13 protein-coding genes are annotated in these 17,202 nt (G+C 50.6%); 9 read left to right on the top strand and 4 right to left on the bottom strand.

All coding sequences use genetic code 11. From position 1 onward, the window contains the following. Positions 1 to 3 precede the first annotated feature (3 nt). A complete protein-coding gene (locus tag ACEW81_RS01915; RefSeq protein ID WP_373531274.1) occupies positions 4 to 3,102 on the top strand; it encodes an efflux RND transporter permease subunit in 3,099 nt (1,032 codons plus the stop codon). Between the two features lie 336 nt (positions 3,103 to 3,438). Here the strand turns inward: ACEW81_RS01915 and ACEW81_RS01910 are convergent, their stop codons facing one another. After that, on the bottom strand, positions 3,439 to 4,353 hold the full coding sequence (locus tag ACEW81_RS01910; protein ID WP_373531273.1) for a 4Fe-4S binding protein: 915 nt from the start codon (positions 4,351 to 4,353) through the stop codon (positions 3,439 to 3,441). A gap of 362 nt (positions 4,354 to 4,715) precedes the next feature. On the opposite strand from ACEW81_RS01910, the gene ACEW81_RS01905 reads away from it, so the two are divergent. The 3 genes from ACEW81_RS01905 (at position 4,716) to ACEW81_RS01895 (ending at position 9,074) form a co-directional block, all read left to right on the top strand. Next, complete coding sequence (locus tag ACEW81_RS01905) at positions 4,716 to 6,032, top strand: glycosyltransferase family 4 protein (protein ID WP_373531272.1); 1,317 nt, start codon at positions 4,716 to 4,718, stop codon at positions 6,030 to 6,032. A gap of 96 nt (positions 6,033 to 6,128) precedes the next feature. Then, positions 6,129 to 8,321 carry an amylo-alpha-1,6-glucosidase gene (locus ACEW81_RS01900; RefSeq protein ID WP_373531271.1) on the top strand — a complete coding sequence of 731 codons (2,193 nt, stop codon included), beginning with the start codon at positions 6,129 to 6,131 and terminating at the stop codon, positions 8,319 to 8,321. Between the two features lie 474 nt (positions 8,322 to 8,795). After that, positions 8,796 to 9,074, top strand: a complete 279-nt coding sequence (locus tag ACEW81_RS01895; protein ID WP_373531270.1) for a CsbD family protein — start codon at positions 8,796 to 8,798, stop codon at positions 9,072 to 9,074. A gap of 84 nt (positions 9,075 to 9,158) precedes the next feature. Here ACEW81_RS01895 and ACEW81_RS01890 read toward each other — a convergent pair whose 3' ends face one another. Beyond that, on the bottom strand, positions 9,159 to 10,073 hold the full coding sequence (locus ACEW81_RS01890; protein ID WP_373531269.1) for a cation diffusion facilitator family transporter: 915 nt from the start codon (positions 10,071 to 10,073) through the stop codon (positions 9,159 to 9,161). A 213-nt stretch (positions 10,074 to 10,286) separates the two neighbouring features. Between ACEW81_RS01890 and mgtE the strand changes: the two genes are divergently transcribed. The 4 genes from mgtE to ACEW81_RS01870 all read left to right on the top strand — a co-directional run bounded on the left by mgtE (position 10,287) and on the right by ACEW81_RS01870 (position 13,494). Next, positions 10,287 to 11,666 (top strand): magnesium transporter, encoded by a 1,380-nt coding sequence (mgtE, locus tag ACEW81_RS01885; RefSeq protein ID WP_373531268.1) that lies wholly within the window; start codon positions 10,287 to 10,289, stop codon positions 11,664 to 11,666. A gap of 58 nt (positions 11,667 to 11,724) precedes the next feature. Further along, positions 11,725 to 12,066 (top strand): rhodanese-like domain-containing protein, encoded by a 342-nt coding sequence (locus ACEW81_RS01880; protein WP_373531267.1) that lies wholly within the window; start codon positions 11,725 to 11,727, stop codon positions 12,064 to 12,066. Between the two features lie 87 nt (positions 12,067 to 12,153). Beyond that, complete coding sequence (locus tag ACEW81_RS01875) at positions 12,154 to 13,266, top strand: Mrp/NBP35 family ATP-binding protein (RefSeq protein WP_373531266.1); 1,113 nt, start codon at positions 12,154 to 12,156, stop codon at positions 13,264 to 13,266. Positions 13,267 to 13,314: 48 nt separating this feature from the next. Continuing rightward, positions 13,315 to 13,494 carry a ferredoxin gene (locus ACEW81_RS01870; RefSeq protein ID WP_373531265.1) on the top strand — a complete coding sequence of 60 codons (180 nt, stop codon included), beginning with the start codon at positions 13,315 to 13,317 and terminating at the stop codon, positions 13,492 to 13,494. 171 nt (positions 13,495 to 13,665) lie between these two features. Here the strand turns inward: ACEW81_RS01870 and ACEW81_RS01865 are convergent, their stop codons facing one another. Together ACEW81_RS01865 and ACEW81_RS01860 are read right to left on the bottom strand one after the other, a co-directional pair. Continuing rightward, positions 13,666 to 14,418 (bottom strand): hypothetical protein, encoded by a 753-nt coding sequence (locus ACEW81_RS01865; RefSeq protein ID WP_373531264.1) that lies wholly within the window; start codon positions 14,416 to 14,418, stop codon positions 13,666 to 13,668. Positions 14,419 to 14,635: 217 nt separating this feature from the next. Continuing rightward, positions 14,636 to 16,273 (bottom strand): sensor histidine kinase, encoded by a 1,638-nt coding sequence (locus ACEW81_RS01860; protein WP_373531263.1) that lies wholly within the window; start codon positions 16,271 to 16,273, stop codon positions 14,636 to 14,638. Between the two features lie 112 nt (positions 16,274 to 16,385). Here ACEW81_RS01860 and gmk point away from each other — a divergent pair, with 112 nt between their 5' ends. Then, complete coding sequence (gmk, locus tag ACEW81_RS01855; RefSeq protein WP_373531262.1) at positions 16,386 to 17,015, top strand: guanylate kinase; 630 nt, start codon at positions 16,386 to 16,388, stop codon at positions 17,013 to 17,015. Positions 17,016 to 17,202 lie beyond the last annotated feature (187 nt).

Raw genomic sequence — 17,202 nt, 5'->3', positions numbered from 1 at the left:
ATCGTGAATAATTTTACCAGGCTGTTTATCGACAAACCCATTATGACCACGCTGGTGATGGCCGGTATCCTGTTGTTCGGGATTATGGCCTATCGGCAATTGCCGGTGAGCGATTTACCCAACGTGGACTTTCCCACCATTCAGGTCAGCGCCAGTTTACCGGGAGCCAACCCGGACACCATGGCCGCATCAGTAGCCACCCCGCTGGAGCAGGAGTTTTCCACCATTGCCGGTCTGGATTCCATGAACTCTTCCAGCGCTTTGGGTTCTTCTTCCATTACCTTGCAATTTAATCTCAGTCGGGATATTGATGCGGCGGCTCAGGATGTGCAGGCCGCTATTTCCACCGCTTTGCGAAAACTGCCGGATGATATGCCCAGCCCGCCTTCTCTGCGGAAGGTTAACCCGGCGGATTCCCCCATTATTTATTTGGCGCTTACCGCCAAAACCTTGCCGTTGTCCGATGTGGATGAGTACGCTCAAAAAATTATCGCCCAGCGTATTTCCATGATCAATGGGGTGGCTCAGGTGTCGGTGTACGGTTCGCAAAAGTACGCCGTGCGGGTGCAAGCGGACCCCAAGGCGCTGGCCAGCCGAAATATTGGCATTGACGAGGTGGCCACCGCCATTCAAAAAGGAAACGTCAATTTGCCCACCGGGGTTTTGTATGGGGAGTACCGCAACTATACGGTTAAAGCCACCGGTCAACTGATGAAGGCCGCCGATTATCGCCCCCTGATTGTGGCCTATCGCAATGGTTCTCCGGTCTATTTAAACGAGCTGGCCAAAGTGACTGACAGTGTGGAAAACAACAAAGTGGCCAGCTGGTTTAACGGCACTCGAGGGATTGTGCTGGCCGTGCAACGTCAGCCCGGCACCAACACCATTGGGGTCATTGATAACGTAAAAGCGTTGTTCCCGGAGTTTCGAGCGGCTATTCCCCCCTCAGTCAATTTGGAAGTGGTGTTTGATCGCTCGCACACCATTCGGGAATCGTTGGATGATGTGCAATTTACCCTGGTGATTACCATTGTGCTGGTCATTGCCGTTATTTTCCTGTTTTTACGCAATGTGTTTGCGACCCTGATTGCCAGTTTGGCCCTGCCCATGTCTATTGTGGGTACTTTTGCGGCCATGTCGCTGTTAAATTTCAACCTGGATAACCTGTCTCTGATGGCCCTGACCTTGGCGGTGGGCTTCGTGGTGGATGACGCCATTGTGGTGCTGGAAAATATTATTCGGCATATGGAAATGGGCAAGGGGCCTTTTGAGGCCTCTGTGATCGGATCTCGGGAAATTGCTTTTACGGTTTTGTCCATGACCATTTCCCTGGTGGCCGTGTTTATTCCGGTGCTGTTTATGGGCGGGGTGGTGGGCCGGTTGTTTAATGAATTCGCCATGACCATGACCGTGTCCATCCTGATTTCAGGCTTTATTTCCCTGTCCCTAACCCCCATGTTGTGCAGTCGCTTACTGCGTTCTAAAAATATTCACGCGGCCGGTTCAAAAAACGGGTTGCTTAATGCGTTTGAGCGGGGCTTCAACTGGATTTACGAGGCCTATCACTGGACCCTCAAACTGGCCCTGCGTTTTCGCAAAACCGTCATGCTGATTTTCGCCGCTTTGCTGGTGGCCACGGCCTTGATGTTCGGGCTGGTTTCCAAGGGGTTTATTCCCACCGAGGACACCAATCAAATTTTCACCTCCACAGAAGGCCCGCAAGGCATTTCCTTTGATCAAATGGTGGCCCATCAAAAGCAGCTGGCCGATATCATTCGGAAAAATCCCGGCGTTAAAAGCGTGATGTCCAGTGTGGATAACGGGAATACCGGTCGAATCTTCGCCACTTTAAAACCCAGAGATGAGCGTGATTTGGGCGTGGAGGAAATCATTCAGGAACTGCGTCCCCAGTTGGCTCAGGTAAGTGGCATTCGGGCCTTTATGCAGGCCCCGCCCACCATTCGCTTAGGTGGGCAATTGAGTAAAAGTCTCTATCAGTTCACGCTGCAAAGTACCAATTTGGATGATTTGTATGTGGCCACCAACGCCATGTTTGAAAAAATGAAGCAGATGGATGGGTTACAGGATGTGACCACCGATTTGCAGTTGGCCAGCCCCCAGTTAAACGTCAAAATTGATCGGGATAAGGCATCCAGCCTGGGCATTACCGCGGAACAAATTGAACTGGCGCTGGGCAACGCTTATGGCACCCGTCAGGTTTCCACCATTTATTCGGCCAATAACGATTATCAGGTCATTCTGGAGCTGTTGCCCCAGTATCAGCAAGGGTTGGATGATTTATCCGCCCTGTATGTGCGTTCGGCCAACGGTAGCCTCATACCGCTGGATGCGCTGGCCAAGCTGGAACGAACGGTTGGACCGCTGACCATTAGCCATTTGGGCCAGTTTCCCTCGGCCACGGTTTCATTTAACTTGCGTCCAGGCGTTTCTTTGGGACAACGGGTTTCCCAAATTGAGGCCATGGCCCGAGATACCTTACCTTCCACGGTTCGTAGCAGTTTTCAGGGCAGCGCTCAGGCGTTTCAATCCTCGTTAAGCGGTATGGGCTTTTTGCTGATTATCGCGGTGCTGGTGATTTATCTGGTGTTGGGTATTTTGTATGAAAGTTTCATTCACCCCATTACCATTTTGTCGGGCTTGCCACCCGCTGGGCTGGGGGCTTTGCTCACCCTGTACCTGTTTCATCGGGATTTGGATATCTACGGCTTTTTGGGGCTGATTTTGCTGATTGGTATCGTTAAAAAGAACGCCATTATGATGATTGATTTTGCCCTGGATGCCCAGCGCAAAGATAACAAAAGCGCTGAGGCGGCTATTTATGAAGCGTGTCTGGTGCGTTTCAGGCCCATTATGATGACCACCCTTGCGGCCCTGATGGGGGCGTTGCCCTTGGCCATTGGCATGGGGGCTGGGGCGGAATCCCGACGAACGCTGGGCCTGGCGGTTTTTGGCGGCTTGCTGGTTTCCCAGTTGCTCACCCTCTACATTACCCCGGTGCTTTATATTTATTTAGACGCCTTTAAAGATCGCTTTTCCCGGAAAACACCCGCCGAGCAGTCCGTTACTCCTTCCCTTGGCTGATATTTTCAGGATATAAAAAAGGGGTCTGCTGGCTGTGATAATATCAAAGAGAACTTTGGTATTTGATGAAAGAAGATGTGGGTCTTCTTATGTAACCGTTCACGGGTTCACGGCTTTGAACAAGCGGTGTGGCTGTTTGACTGGTTTTGTCCTCACTCGTCATAAATAACAAATAAAAAATAAGCCCCTTTCATTGAAATGGGCCTGTTCATTGCGATTGCAGGGGCCTGTTTTCACTGGGCGGGCATGAGCCGATGCGCTTTAAGTCGCTTTTTAACCCCGTTTTTTAAAACATTATGGCAATAAATCACTGGATCGCAGGTCTATCTGTCAGCACTAGTTTGCTGTTGGGGGCTGGGAAACCGGGGGCGTGGGCTTGGGTTTGAATCCGGGGTTTTTAAAGAAAAGAAAGCCGGGTTTGGCTCTAAAACTGTGGATATATTTGCAGGCGTCAATGCATTCTCCGCAATTAAAGCAGCCATCAAACTGGCCCACTTTTAAAAAGCCGGTATCCCGAGGATCAATATCCACCGGGCAGGCGGTTTGGCAAGCGGTGCACGTTTTGCAATCTGTTTCGCGATCCGCCTCAAATTGAATTTCCAGCGGTCGCCATGGGCTATCTTGCTGATAGGCGGAAACCGATTGGGCCAAGCCGTAAGGGCAGCAGGTGCGGCAAAAATCCGTACCGGCATACAGCAGAAACAGGCCAATCAGTACAAATAACCCGTTTCCAAAAACCAGCGCAATGTGTGGATGCCCACTGGCGTACTGGCTTAAAACCCAGCTTGGCGGCATCACATAAAAACTCAGCAATAGGCTGAGGGCGGTGGTCAGCAGAATGCCCAGCAGGGGAGAAAGCCCCCAGAAAATTTGCTTGAAGGCCGGGCGATCACGGAGGATCAGTTTCATCCAGCGGGGTTTTTCAGCCAGTCCTACCATGGCCCGCAAGGGCTGGGTCCATTCGGTTAAAGTGTTGTGGGGGCAGGCCCAGCCACAAAACAGGCGCCCCCAGATAAAGGAGATAATGCCAATGACAATGACCGCCCCGTAAAAGCCAACGGGCAACCAAAACAGGGTATTGAACTCAAAGGGCAGAGTGCGCCCTGCCCAAATCAGTTTCTGGTGCAGCATATCCACCCGGAAAAGATTGAGGGCTGGCCCCAGAAAACAAAGCGCCCAAAACATGGGTTGCACCCATTTGCCACGAAATACATGGTAACGATACTTAAAAGGGTTGTTGGATCGTTTCATAAGGGCGGGGACAATCTGGTTTTAAAGGAAGGGCGATGCGTTTGCTGGTCAAAGGAACGATATTACCCTACTATCCTACTTCGGAAACGCCGAATGACCAAGGCCGGAAATACAGGTGGTGTTTTTAAACAGGGTGGTTGAATCAGAGTAAAAAGGGGGCGTCTTTTTCAGGGTGGAGGGCGCTGCGCTTTAGCCATCTGTCGAATACCCATTCAGGAAAATGCGCTTTATGATGATACGATCAGGCGCTTGTTTCGCCTGGCGTTGCCAGCGGTTCGGGAGGACGTTCCGGGAAGACGTTCAAGGTTTTCAGGACAAAATCCGGTCGTTTCTCGGCGGGAGAATGGAGGAAATACGGTATTATGCGAATTGCCCAGATTGCCCCCTTATGGGAGCTGGTGCCTCCCAAAGCCTATGGCGGCACGGAACTGGTGGCTCATTTGCTCACCGAAGGTTTGGTGGCCCGTGGGCATGAGGTGACCCTGTTTGCCGCCGCAGGCTCTCAAACCTCCGCCCGGTTTCATCCTTATGCCTCTAAGCCCTTGCGGGAGCTGGAGGAAGCTGTTCAGAAGGATAAAACGCATTGTACGGTGATGTCCACCGAGCTGAAAATGCTGGAAGATATTTTTCAGCAGGCCGAACAGTTTGACGTGATTCATAACCATATGGGTTTTCAGGCCCTTGCTTTCGCCGATTTTGTGGAAACCCCGATGGTGACCACCTTGCATAATGCACTCATTCCGCAGCCCGTTCACGATTTGTTTATGCGAAATGCCCATCTTCCCTATATTTCTATTAGTAACTACCAGCAGAAACTTTGGCCGGGGCTGAATTATGTGGATACCATTTATCACGGCATTGATTTAACCGGATTTGATCCCTGCTTCACCCACTCCGAGCCAGAATATTTGGCTTTTTTAGGGCGCCTTTCTCCGGAGAAAGGCCCACAACATGCCATTCGGGTGGCCAAGGCTTTGGGCAAAAAGTTAATTCTGGCTGGAAAAATTGATCGGGTGGATCGCCTGTTTTACGAACAAGAGCTGGCTCATCACATTGATGGTGATCAAATTTCCTACATTGGGGAGCTGGATCATCAGGCCAAGGTGGCCTTTTTGAGAAAGGCGGTGGCCTGTCTGTTTCCGGTGGAGTGGCCAGAGCCTTTCGGGTTGGTGATGATTGAGGCCATGGCTTGTGGTACGCCTGTGTTTGCTTTGCGAGACGGTTCGGTGCCAGAGGTGATTGATCATGGCTTGAGCGGTTACGTGGCCGATTCTCTGGATGAACTGATTCAGGGGGTGGGAAATTATCTGGATTTTGATCGGCGTTTGGTACGTAAAATCGCGGAAGACCGATTTTCCGTGGCCCGCATGATTGACGATCATGAGCGGGTTTATGAACGACTGGCAGGCGGCGGCGGGCGGTCCTTGTCGCTTACGGTGTCCCGCAAGCGCATTGGGGCCTCCTCAGGCAAACAACCGCCGTTGCCCTTAACCCCTTATCGGGGCGGGGAGGCAAAGCCGTTGCCTGTTACTACCGACAGAACCAGTCGATCGGACGATTCCATTTGGCTGGCCGCTGGCCCTCCTACTATCAATGGATTTTCCGCTGATTCGATTCTGGAGGGCAGCAAATCACCTGCCATCCAGCATCGGCAGAGACAGGATCGTTTGGGTTCCTGATGTATCCTTAAAGAGAGGATTCTAACCATCGTCACGGCCGGGTGTTTTGTTTGAGGCGTCAACCCGCAGGCCCTGTGATTCCTGAAAGAGGCCACCATGCAAATTAAACAGCCAGAAGATTTTTTATCCAGAAATCGAACCATTAAGCACAACCATTTGTATCTGGTGGATGATGTGCTGGGAAACATCCCTCAGGGCGATATGTCCGGGTTGGGCCTTTACCATTTGGACACCCGGTTTTTAAGCTGCTTTGAAATTAAACTGCACGGCACCGATCCCATCCCGTTGTTGTCTTCTTCAGAAATGGGATATATGTCCACCATTGTTTTTACCAATGGCCCCATTCAGACCGTCACCGAAGATGGAAAGCCGGTAACCTTGCCGCCTGAAATTATTCAACTCAAGCGGGAAACCGTTTTGTATGGCCATCAGTTTGAGCGGTACTGGCTGGTCAGTTATTTTTCTCAACCGGTTTACCTGGAGTTGAGCTTTACCTTTGACGCTGATTTTAGGGATATGTTTGATATTCGGGGCATTATTGCCGTGGATTTGCCAGAGCGGCGTCCGCCTATCCTCGATACCAGCGGGCAAAATCCGGTGTTAATTTTCAGCCACAAAGATCGCTCTGAGCGTAACCTGCAAACGGGTATCCGGTTTGTCGATTTGGCGCCTGAAGAGGTACCGGATCAAAAACTGCCCACCGTGGTGTATCGCACCTTGCTACAACCCCGGCAACCCTTTAACTTTAACTACGAAATTCAAACCATTATCAACGATCGCCTCATGAACGCCGGAAGCATTGAGGCCAGTGTAAAAACCATGGATGAAGCGCTGACCCATTTAAACTTTCGAACCCGTAAAAACGTGCAGGATACGGCGGTTTTCATTTCAGACAACGAGGACTTCAACGAGATGATGTCCCGGAACCAGAAAGACATGCAAATGTTAATGACCCATACCGAGGAAGGCAGTTATGTGGCTGCCGGAATTCCATGGTATGTGGCGCTTTTTGGCAGGGATTCCCTGATTACCTCTCGGTTTGCCATGATGTATAACCCGGCTATCGCCAAGGAATCCCTGAAAATTCTGGCCAAGTATCAAGGCAAGGAGAACAACCCGGATCGGGACGAGGAACCGGGGAAAATTCTGCACGAAATGCGGGTGGGCGAACTGGCCCGATTGGGGGAAATTCCCCATACGCCTTACTACGGCAGCGTGGATGCTACCCCCTTGTTTATTATTACCCTGTATGAGTATTTCCAATGGACCCATGATCTGGAAATCCTTTGTGAGCTTTGGCCCCATGCCCTGAAAGCAATGGATTGGATTGATCATAACCTGCAACAAAATGCTCAGGGCTATAGCACTTACCGCAGCATGTGCGATCGCGGTATTTTGCAGCAGGGCTGGAAAGATTCACACGACAGCGTGATGGATGAATTGGGGGTGATTGGTCAACCGCCCATTGCCTTGTCCGAGGTGCAGGGGTATGTATATATGGCCAAAACCATGATGGGCCGTTTGGCTGACTTTATGGAAGAAAAAACGCTGCGCCATCGTTTAAAGCAAGAATGCGTGGAGTTCCGCAAGCGCTTTAACAATGACTTCTGGATGGAAGATCTGGAGTTCTGCGCATTGGCTCTGAACGAGCAGGGTCAGCCGTTTCGGGTCATCGCTTCCAACCCTGGGCATTGCCTGGAAACCGGCTTGTTTTACGATACCTACGCTGATCAAATGATGAATCGTTTGATGTCGGCGGATATGTTCAACGGGTGGGGTATTCGAACCCTGAGTTCTAATACGGTGGCGTACAATCCCATGAGTTACCACAACGGCTCTATCTGGCCCCACGATAACGCCATGATCGCCCGTGGGTTTGCCCGCCAAGACCGCCCCGATCTGGTGGAGCGTATTTTTACGGGCTTGTTTGAGGCGGCCCGGCATATGCACTATCGTCGTTTGCCCGAACTGTTTTGCGGCTTTCGCAAAGAGGATGGTAAAGAGGGCGATCCGCCGGTTCGCTATCCGGTTTCCTGTATTCCCCAAGCCTGGGCGGCGGCGGCCATGTATTCCATTCTGCAATCCATGCTTAATATTCGGCCCAACGCCCCTCAAAAAAGCTTGTCCATCCACTCCCCTAATTTGCCTCACTATATGTCATTTTTACAAATCAATAACTTGCGGGTGGGCAAGGCCATTGTGGATCTGGAGTTTCGACGGAATCACAAAAGCGTGACCGTGGATGTACGAAACCGGCAAGGGCAGCTGGATATTATTGTTCAAATTTAAGGGCCAAGCCAAGGTTTCTGTTTAGTCCCTAAGAAGTAATCCGGCCAGGGTGATTTCCTGACCGGATTGTTTTCGTTTCCCGGAGCTTCCAAACCTTGCTTTTGGGCAAGGCCTCCAGCTCCGAGGAAGCTTGATGACTGACTGATTTACAGTTTACTCAAAGGAACGAATGGTTTTTAAAATAGATTATTTTGACTGACAAGAATACTTATCGGCTGAAAGTTGAAGAACTTTAGGACGGCTTTTAAAAATCCGAAGTAATTCTGGGCCTTGTTTTGGATTTTACAAAATGCTGGATTTTATAAAATTTCAACAAGGGCTTACCCGGCAAGTTGGGCATTGCCTGATGGCCAACGGAATACAGGCCAATGGGTGATTCGGATTTAGACAAGCGGGTAATTTCGCTGAAAAAACCGGGCGTTATAATACCTGAACTCTTTCCAATCGATCCAGTTTGAAAGTGAGAATGAAGAGATGGGGCTTGAATTTCAGGAAAGAGCCTGCTTAGAAATTGCGTCCCACCCTTTTACAAAAGGAGATTGTGCTATGCCTAATAAACTTGAAATTAAAGGTCACTGGAATCAGGTTAAAGGGAAGTTAAAAGAAAAATTTGGTGAGTTGACCGACAACGACTTGATGTATGTTGAAGGCAAAGAAGAAGAGCTGCTGGGGCGTATTCAGCAACGGACCGGCAAAACCCGCCGGGAAGTCGAAAAAGAAATCGAGAACTTTCTGCCAGTTCGCAAATATTAAGCCTTAAACACCTACAAAAACGATCGTGATGGAAGTATTCTGTCACGATCGTTTTTGTAGAATTAGCACGTGGGTGGAAATTTTTTAAATGGTCGGATTCGGCTCCGGCGTTTCATATTCCTCAATGTGTACCAACACTTCATTCACCCTGCCATCAAAGGCGTTTTCCAGTGCTTCCTCAACCTGATAGGAAATACGGTGGGCGGCTTTCACGGTTAAGGCCGGGTCCACCTGAATGTGTAAGTCAATAAACACGTGATCCCGCATGCCTCGGCTTCGGATTTTATGGCAGTCCATCACTCCCGGTACGCTTTTTACAATGGCGTTGATTTCCGCGGGATCCAAAGCGGCTTCATCGGTTAACGCGCTGAAATGGGTCATAATTAAATCAAAGCCCACTTTTAAAATAATTAGAGCCACCACCAGGGCCAGCACGGTATCTGCCCAGTACCAGCCCAGTTGAACCGCAATCATGGATAAAATAACCGAAACAGAAACCAGACAATCCGAAAACGTGTGCTTGGCGTCCGCCAGCAACAAATCGTTTTTGAGTTCTTTGCCTTTTCGATTTTCGTACCAGCTAACCCATAAATTAATCAGCAAGGTGCCCCCGATAATCATGTAGCTGATGGGGGATATTTGGGGATGGGTGTGGGTGGGGGAGAAAAACCGGGAAAAGCCTTCCCCGGCGATTTCAAAACAGGTTAAAAAGATAAAAAAGGAAATCAGCATGGAGGCAATGGCCTCAAATTTCCGGTGCCCGTAGGGGTGATTATGATCGGCAGGCTTTGCGGAAATGCTTAAGCCCACAATGCCCACCACGTTGGCCACCGCGTCCAGCAGGGAATGAAAGCCATCGGCGGTGATGCTGAGCGTGTGGGTATGGTAGCCCCAGGCCAGTTTGCTAAAGGATACCAGCAGGTTCAACCACAGGGTGATCATAAAAACCCGCTGGGCGGCTTTCATGGGGTTGGTTTTTGAAGCAGAGGCGGTGGTCATCCACAAAATCCATGGGTTGAGCAAGACGGTTCAATCATACCAGCATTGGGGGTGGCTCGGTTTAATTGAAACTGAATGTCAAGCCCAATGTTGGCAAGCCTGTGCATGCCAAGGGGTGACATGCCGCATTGGCCATTTTTTGGCAAGGCTTGCAAGCCGCTTTGAGTTGGTACAATAGTAAAGGTTCCCGAAACATTAGGCCTTCACTTTTTCATGAACTCGGTTTTAGCCAACAGTCTGGCGGAAAAAATCCGTCGTTATCTCACTCAAAAAAACACGTCGGCTTTGCGGCGTCTGTTGGCTCGGCAAAATTTCGCCGACGTGGCCGAAGTGATGGAAAGCCTGCTGAGTCGTGAAGAGGCGGTGTGCTGTTTTCAGTATTTAAATGTGGGGCAGGCCGCTCAGGTGTTAACCAGCGTCAATGATGAGCTACAACACGCTTGCGTCTCTTCCTTGCCCACGGTGCTAAGCAGCCAGATTTTACGCATGATGCCCACCGATGATGCGGTGGATATTCTACAGGAAATGGATACGCTGGAAAGTCAGCGTATTCTGGAAGAAATGCCCTTTGATACCGACACCCGCATGCTGCATCATTTAATGATGGAGCTGCCCGATTCGGCGGCGGGCATTATGTCCACCGATTTTATTACGGTATCAGTGGAAGCCACGGTGGGCGAGGCCATGGCCATGGTTCGCAAGGCGGAAGAGAAAGATTTTATCTATTACTGCTATCTGGTGGACGCAGAAGATCGCCTGTTGGGCGTGGTGAGCCTGAAGCAACTGATTTTGCACGATGAGTCGGTCCCTCTGAGCCGTATTGCCCAGTTTGATGTGAAATCCCTGCTGGTTAGTTTTGATCAGGAGCTGGTGGCCAGTATTTTCCGAAAGTATTACAACTTGCTGGCCATGCCGGTAACCGATGCCGATAACACCCTGCGTGGGGTGATTACGCTGGATGACATTATTGATGTCATTGATGAGGAAACCTCAGAGGATATTTACCGGGCTTCCGGGATCAATCTGGAAGAGGTGGATGAGCGTGGCTTGCTGATTGGGCCTGTTTTTGGCGCTTTCAAGGCCCGTTTTCCTTGGTTATCCATTACCATGGGGGGGCAGTTTCTGGCCGCCACCATTATTGCCCACTTTAGCGAGACGGTTTCCGCCGCTGTGGTGGCCATTTCCTTTATGCCTTTGCTGACCGGGCTTTCAGGGAATATGGGCACCCAAACGGATACCATTACGGTGCGAGGCCTCAGTCAGGGGCTGATTACGGATGATAACATCTGGGAAAAGCTGCGCCGGGAAATTAAAGTAGCCCTGATCACCGGGCTGTTCTTCGCGGTTACGGTTGGCGTGTTGTCTCTGCTCATTTATCATCGCTGGCAGCTCAGTTTGCTGCTGTTTTTCTGGATTGCCATTTCCCTGTGTATTTCGGCCACCCTGGGCATGGTGGTTCCCTATAGCTTTAAGCGCTTTTTCAATGTGGATCCTGCCGGGATGGGTGGCCCCTTTATCACCACCCTCAGTGATATTTTGACCTTTTTATTCTATCTGTCGGTCGTCACCATGTTGCTGAAGGAAATGATTTAACCTCCGTTTCTTTGTGCTACAGTGATGGCATTATGCCTTGTTTAGAAAAGACCCTTCAATGACTGTGACCCCTCTCACCAACGAACAGCTTGTGCAACTGATGGCCCAAGAGCCGGATTTACTGCTGCTGGATGTGCGAACTCCTCAGGAATACTGGGGACTGGGGCATATTCCCGGCGCCAGATTGCTACCCATGCACGAAATTCCTGAACAAATGCTTACTTTAAGCCCAGAGCAGAAAACCGTGGTCATTTGCGAGCATGGGGTACGTAGCGCCAATGCCAGCCATTACTTGGCGCACAATGGCTTTAGCGCCCTTTGGAATTTAACGGCGGGTATGGCTGAATGGAACGGCCCTCGTGTCTTTACGTCGGAAGAAGCGGATTCCGCCCCGCAGTAAACAGATTTACCACCGGGCACTGAAACATTCAGGTGCCTTCCCGTGGAACACTCATTTTGTACATCACAAGCAGAGGTATGGAACGCCATGACTGAACTGACCCAGGAAACCGTAATGCAGGCCTTAACCCGTGTGGTTGATCCTGAAAAAAAACAGAACATTATTGAACTGGGCATGGTGGACTTTGCCTCGGTTTGCGATAACAACGTGAAAGTGGATTTAATCCTTCCTTCCACCACGTACCCGGAGCGGGATGCCCTGATCGACGCTACCCGTCAGGTACTGCAAGGCTTGCCCGATGTCAAACTGGTGACTGTGGGTATTTCCTTAAAAACCCCTGCCGCCACCAAGCCGTTTCAGCGCCCTGCTGATAAGCCCTTGGCCCCAGTGGCCCCCAAGCAGTTGCTGCCCAATATTAAAAACGTCATTGCCATTTCCAGTGGCAAAGGCGGGGTGGGCAAAACCTCGGTTTCCGTCAATTTGGCCTGCGCCCTCAGCCAGATGGGTTACCGGGTGGGCATTGTGGATGCCGATATTTACGGCCCCAACGTCCCTTTGATGATGGGTTTGCGGCATGCCAAAATTACCGAGCAAGCCCCCAATGGCAAGCCAATGCCACCTAGCATCCACGATGTGAAGGTGATTAGCGTGGCTTTCATGATTTCGGAAGAGCAACCGGTGGTGTGGCGTGGCCCCATGCTGGATCGCATTATTCGCCAGTTCCTCAGCGATTTTGAATGGGGCGAGCTGGACTTTTTGCTGGTGGACTTGCCCCCCGGAACCGGCGATGCCCAGTTGACCATTATGCAGGCGGCGTCCTTGTCTGGCGCCATTATTGTTACCACCCCGCAGGAAGTGGCCTTGCATGACAGCCGCAAAGGGCTGGCCATGTTTGTGGGCCAGAATATTCCCTGCCTGGGCATTGTGGAAAACATGAGCTACTTTGAGGGCGATGACGGCAAGCGCTATGAGATTTTCGGCCATGGCGGCGGGCGCAATGCGGCCAGTCAGCTAAAAGTACCATTTCTGGGTGAAGTGCCCATTGTGATTGAGCAGCGGGCTCAGGCCGATGCGGGGCAGCCGGTGGTGATTTATGAGCCGGATGGCAAGCAAGCCGCAATTTTCCGCCAGATTGCCGACAATATGATTGACAATCTGCGCCGGGTGCATCAGCAGGAAAAAGCGGTGGCTCACGTTTAAAGCGGCGATGGAAACACGGCCCGCATCCCCAGCAAGAGGATTCCCGATATGCAAGTGAAAATTGTGGCAGGTTGTATTGCCTGTGGCGCTTGTGAATCCATTTGCCCTACCGTGTTTACGGTGTACGACAGCGCTGAGGCCGACAATTCGCAAGTCCCCGGCTATGAGTCTGATTGTCGGGAGGCGGCCAAAGTTTGCCCGGTTAGCGTGATTAAAATAGAAGAGTAAAAACGCAGGCCGTTGCAATGGGAACGCGCCAGTTTGTATTTTCTGAAAATGACCTTTATTTTGTAAAAAGCGGTCAGGCGTTTGAGGCCTGGCCGCTTTTTTACTGCATAAAATAGCTTTGGATCGGTAATCGCATCGATCGAGCGCTATTTTTTTAATGGAAGATGGTGATTAAGCCTCCTGCACCAGACCTCCTACCGAACCAGGCCCAATCCCACTAAAGATAGCCTGGAATCGATTCCGTGTGTCTGCGGCATCCGCGTTATTAAATCTGCCATCTCTTTCTTTTCGAACTTTATTACCAGCGATGCTGAACAGAACATCGGTGGCCTTCTTATGCTCACCGCCGGATTCGGCTTTGAGAATATCCTGGGCCGGTTTACTCAGTTCAACACTGTCCAGCCTGACATAAGCATCACGCCATTCGCTGACGTCCTTGGCTTTATCCTCACCGAATTTTTCCTTGATCTTTTCCTGGCTCATGTCTTTTAATTCATTAATGTCATTAATGCCAATCACGTCATCATTACCGTTCACCGCATCCAGTCCGGCACCGTTGATGGTTTCCAGATCTTTCAGCACTTGGGCATCGGCTGCCTCACCCGGCTTGGTTAAATCGCCAGCGGATACGTTGGTGCCTTTCAGGGCCACATCTTCCTCAAAGGTGGGGTTCTCGTTGAAAAACCTTGCCAGTTCAAATTGACCAATAAACTGGTCGCCACTGGCGTCTGCTTTTTTATTCAAACTGTCGCCAGTGAGCAGCGAGCGCAGTTGTTTGATTTCCTGCTGGCTTAAATCAACGGGCGTGGCGATGGCGGACTTAATTTCATCTTTGGTTAAGGTGGTGTTATTGCCATCCAGATTATGCCGAGTGCTAATTTTGTTGATAAACGACAATGTATCGCTATTGTTAAAACTGACCATCTTTATCTCTCTCCTTCATTCACTGTATGCCGCGTTCGCACAGGCCATGCAGTTTAATGCGTTCTGATTGACACGGATTGAAATGGGAATGATGGGCGAGGACGCCAAAAAATCCCAAACTTCCGTTTACCTCTCTCGACTCTTTAATTTTCTCTTATTAATTTAAAAACAAAGTAAAGAGAAGAATTGCTATCGTTTGGGGATCGATGAGATGTCCTTAATGAGGCAATGTGACCAATTTTCCTTGTGTGGCGGCTATTGGCGGCAAAATCACATAAAAGCGACTGCCTGCCCCTTCTTCACTTTCCACCCCAATTTGCCCGTGGTGGGCTTCCACAATTTGCCGACTGAGATACAACCCCAGCCCGGAGCCAGAGGATCGCTGCTTACTGGTTCCCTGAGAAAATCGCTGGAATAACCGGGGAATATCGGTGGCAGGAATCCCCCGACCGTTATCCACCACGTCAATTTGCAGCTGTCCCGCCTCATTGATTTGTATTTGTACTTGAATAACCCCTTGCTTGGGTGTGAAGTGGATGGCGTTGCCAATAAGGTTTACAAAAACCCGCTTCAATTCCTGCTTATCGCCCCACACTTTGCACCCATCCGCCGATAAGTCGCCAAGCAGGCTCAGGCTAAGGGCATGCTCCCGGTGGCTGGCCAAGGCGTCTAGCTCCTGGGTAATCTGGCCTAGCAAATCCTTGAGGGATACCGTGTCCAGAATGAGCTTCTGCCGCCCCGATTCGTATTTATAAACTTCCAGCAGCACGTTTACCAGTCCCAGCAACTCCCGGTTGCTTTGGGTCAGCATTTGAATCAGTTCTAACTGCTTGGGTGAAAGCGTTCCCAGGGTGCCATCCGCAAAAAATCCCAGGGTTTGGATGGCGGCCAGCAAGGGGGTTCGCAAATCGTGGGTGAGGGTGGACATAAAGTCGTCCCGCAGGCGCTCAATCTCTTTGCGTTGGGCGATATCTCTTAATACCACTACAAAGCCCTTGGCCTCTTGTGGGTCAGGCCCATTTAACGGGGAAATGCTGGCTTCTAGCGGGATATTGCCAATAAACACCTCTTCCGCCTGTCGCAGGGTTTCCGAATGAAAGAGGGTTTGCAGGGTGCGTGGGGTTCCGTTGCAGGGCTGCAGGGTTAACAGTTGGTCCAGCGGCAAGCTCAGCAAATCTACGGTGGCCAATGGTTGCTGCGCCCTCAGCCAGCTTTCCGCGGCGGGGTTAACCGAGGTGAGCCGCAAGTGGGCATCCAGAGTCAAAATGCCATCGGTGGTGTTTTGTACAATGGCGTGTAGTTTATGATAGGTGTCTCGCAAATCCCGAGTGCGCTCTTCTACCAAGGCTTCCAGGTTCAGGTTACTTTGCTGGAGTTCCGCTCTGGCCTCTGTCAGATCTTGCACCGATTGCTTCAGATCTCCCACCAGATAGCTGCGCTCTAGCCCGTTGGCAATGCTGATTTTGAGGTCTTCGTTATCCCAGGGCTTTTCAATGTAGCGGTAAATACCCACCGTATTAATGGCCTCAATGGCGTTTTCTTTATCCGCATAACCGGTTAGCAGAATCAGGGTGGCTTCCGGCAGCAAGCGCTTCACTTCCCGCAAAAAGTGAATGCCGTCCATACCGGGCATTGAAAAATCGGAGATGACCACATCGGGTAGCAGGGTCAGTACTTTTTCCAGCGCTTCCAGCGGGTTGTTGTAGCAATGAATACGATGGCCGGTTTCCAGGGTAAGCATGGTCTGTAGGCTTGCGGTCACCATCATTTCATCATCCACAATAAAAAGGGTACCCGTTCTACGAGCGGGAGAGGGGAGTGCTTCGGTGAAGGCGGATTGTGCTTTGGGGTTCATGGGTTCCTGATCGGGTGGGGCTTACGTTATTATTATAAGCCTCGATGGGCTTTACGCACCATCGTCAAGCGGGATCGTTTGCGAACGGTCTGGCTGAGTTGATGTTTCCCATATGGACGACCCCACTGCGATGAACCCAACTATTCCAGGTAGAATTTATATTATTACCGGACCTTCCGGGGTTGGCAAAGGTTCTTTGTGCCAGTTATTACTGGAGGCTGAACCCCGTTTAAGGCTTTCTGTATCCGCCACCAGCAGGATTATGCGGGCCGGAGAAACCGATGGGGTTAGCTATCACTTTAAAACCCGCCCCGAGTTTGAGGCCATGATTGCTCATGACCAGGCCCAGCCCGATCCCATCCTGCATGAGTTGCTGGAGTGGGCGGAGTACAACGGCAATTACTACGGCACACCCCGCCAAGCGGTCGAAGAAACCCTCAGTAATGGGGGAGATATGCTTTTGGAAATTGAAACGCAGGGGGCGTTGCAGGTTAAGCGTAAATTTGAGGCGGCTTGCCTTTTATTTATTGCCCCTCCCAGTTTTGAAGAGCTGGAACGTCGCTTGCGGGTCCGGGGAACGGAAGCGGAGCCTGATATTGAGAACCGCTTGAGGCTTTCTCGCCACGAAATGACCCTGCAGGATCAGTTTGATTATGTGTTGGTTAACGAAAATTTGAAAACCTGTCTTCAGGCTATTCAGGCCATTATTCACCAAAAACAGGGGGCCGGTGTGGGGGGCTGAGGGTTGATTTTCTTTTTCCCTCTGCGTTAAAACCTTTATCCGGCTCAGGAGTTGGAGTAAACTATAAAAAGTACAACCTGAACCTTGGAAATTGTCAGAACCTTTTTCCCTTGTTTTTTATAAAGGAATTAACGTTCTGGTTTGTTTCCAGCAACCTCTCAGTCATAGGGTATCATTGCGGTTTTTC

Source organism: Vampirovibrio sp. (assembly GCF_041737375.1).
Taxonomy (GTDB): Bacteria; Cyanobacteriota; Vampirovibrionia; order Vampirovibrionales; family Vampirovibrionaceae; genus Vampirovibrio.
Note: the sequence above shows the minus strand (reverse complement) of the source record. Positions and strands in the feature narration are given on the sequence as shown.

What these genes read in the sequence shown, in the direction of transcription:
- ACEW81_RS01880 (WP_373531267.1), top strand. Translation starts at nt 11,725, where the DNA reads ATGACTGTGACCCCTCTCACCAACGAACAGCTTGTGCAACTGATGGCC.
- ACEW81_RS01865 (WP_373531264.1), bottom strand. Translation starts at nt 14,418, where the DNA reads ATGGTCAGTTTTAACAATAGCGATACATTGTCGTTTATCAACAAAATT.
- ACEW81_RS01900 (WP_373531271.1), top strand. Translation starts at nt 6,129, where the DNA reads ATGCAAATTAAACAGCCAGAAGATTTTTTATCCAGAAATCGAACCATT.
- gmk (WP_373531262.1), top strand. Translation starts at nt 16,386, where the DNA reads ATGGACGACCCCACTGCGATGAACCCAACTATTCCAGGTAGAATTTAT.
- ACEW81_RS01870 (WP_373531265.1), top strand. Translation starts at nt 13,315, where the DNA reads ATGCAAGTGAAAATTGTGGCAGGTTGTATTGCCTGTGGCGCTTGTGAA.
- mgtE (WP_373531268.1), top strand. Translation starts at nt 10,287, where the DNA reads ATGAACTCGGTTTTAGCCAACAGTCTGGCGGAAAAAATCCGTCGTTAT.
- ACEW81_RS01910 (WP_373531273.1), bottom strand. Translation starts at nt 4,353, where the DNA reads ATGAAACGATCCAACAACCCTTTTAAGTATCGTTACCATGTATTTCGT.
- ACEW81_RS01895 (WP_373531270.1), top strand. Translation starts at nt 8,796, where the DNA reads ATGGGGCTTGAATTTCAGGAAAGAGCCTGCTTAGAAATTGCGTCCCAC.
- ACEW81_RS01860 (WP_373531263.1), bottom strand. Translation starts at nt 16,273, where the DNA reads ATGAACCCCAAAGCACAATCCGCCTTCACCGAAGCACTCCCCTCTCCC.
- ACEW81_RS01890 (WP_373531269.1), bottom strand. Translation starts at nt 10,073, where the DNA reads ATGACCACCGCCTCTGCTTCAAAAACCAACCCCATGAAAGCCGCCCAG.
- ACEW81_RS01905 (WP_373531272.1), top strand. Translation starts at nt 4,716, where the DNA reads ATGCGAATTGCCCAGATTGCCCCCTTATGGGAGCTGGTGCCTCCCAAA.
- ACEW81_RS01875 (WP_373531266.1), top strand. Translation starts at nt 12,154, where the DNA reads ATGACTGAACTGACCCAGGAAACCGTAATGCAGGCCTTAACCCGTGTG.